The organism is Streptomyces sp. NPDC002403, from assembly GCF_053593015.1.
This window is the reverse complement of record NZ_JBSFBQ010000160.1, coordinates 1-1,192: the sequence shown is the minus strand read 5'-3', so window position 1 is coordinate 1,192 and position 1,192 is coordinate 1. Positions and strand designations below refer to the sequence as shown.

At 71.1% G+C, this 1,192-nt stretch carries 1 protein-coding gene; it reads right to left on the bottom strand.

All coding sequences use genetic code 11. The annotated features are described in order from the left end of the window. A partial coding sequence (locus tag ACWCPY_RS43315; protein WP_451274702.1) for a hypothetical protein occupies positions 1 to 660 on the bottom strand: 660 nt, incomplete at its 3' end. Positions 661 to 1,192: the final 532 nt, after the last annotated feature.

Below are 1,192 nucleotides of genomic sequence, written 5' to 3'. Positions count from 1 at the left end.
GCCTCGTTGGACTTCAGCGATGTCAGCGACGTCACTGATCCGGGTGATGCCTCGTCGCTCTACAGCGACGTCAGCGGCTTCAACGACACAAGTGATACCCCGCCGGTCTTCGGCCACCTCGGCCACCTCGGCCACGTCGGCGAGGTCGGCGAGGTGGGCGGGGTGTCCTGGTTCTCGGGCATTGGTGACGTTCCCACGAGTTTCGTGGATACCGGTCTGCAGAGCGGCCCGGTTCCGGTGGATGGTGGCACGGAGGTGCCGGCGAGCGGCACGGACCTGCCGACCGGCACGACCAGTGGGCCCACCGGTGGGTTCGCGGGTTCGGGCCTGCCTGCGGGGACGAACACCATGGGCGGGAGCCACGACCGGCACAACCAGACTCCGGACCAGGCCCCGGAGCATGCCCCCGACCAGACTCCGGACCAGGCCCCGGACCATGCCCCCGACCAGATTCCGGAGCAAGTCCGGGATCAGGCCTCGGGCCGGGTCGGGGATCGGGTTTTGCTCGGGCGGGTTGAGGTGCCGGGCGATGAGACCGGGGCCGGGCCGCGGACGGTGGATGTCGTCGACGAGCCGGCCGCCGTTGGGGAGACCCGGTCCGGAACCGATGTCCCCGGCCTCGGCGGTGATGCTGTCCGGCAGGTTCCTCTGGCTGCTCATGGCCCTGTGCCGTCCGGGACCGCCCCCACGGACACACCCGCCCCCACCACCCGGCAGGGTCCTGGGAGGCAGGACCCGCAGACCCTGCTTTCGGCACCCGTGCAGCAGAACGGGAGTGCACCGGTCCAGCCTGCCAAGCACCAGGCCGGCGCACCCACCCACGTCCCCGGTGTGCCCGTCCCCGGCACCGACACCTCCGGCACTCGCGCGCCCGGCGTGGACGGTCCTGATTCGCACAGTCCTGACGGGCGTGCCTCGGGTCTTTCCGCGCCGGAGGGTGCTGTGTCTGTCCCGCTGGGGGTTTCGGACACACACCAGAGCCGTCATCCGCAGGCGGACATTGCGGCGGTCACGGTGCCGGCCATGAGTACCGGTACCTCCCAGCAGGACACCGGTTCCTCCCAGCAGGGTGAGGAGGCCGCGGGCGGTGGTGTCAAGGGCGGGGAGTCCTTCGTTCGTGCTGTGCCCGTGGTCCTGAGTACGGATCCGGTGCTTCCCGGACTGCCGGGTCCCGGTGGGGGCGCCGGGGTCG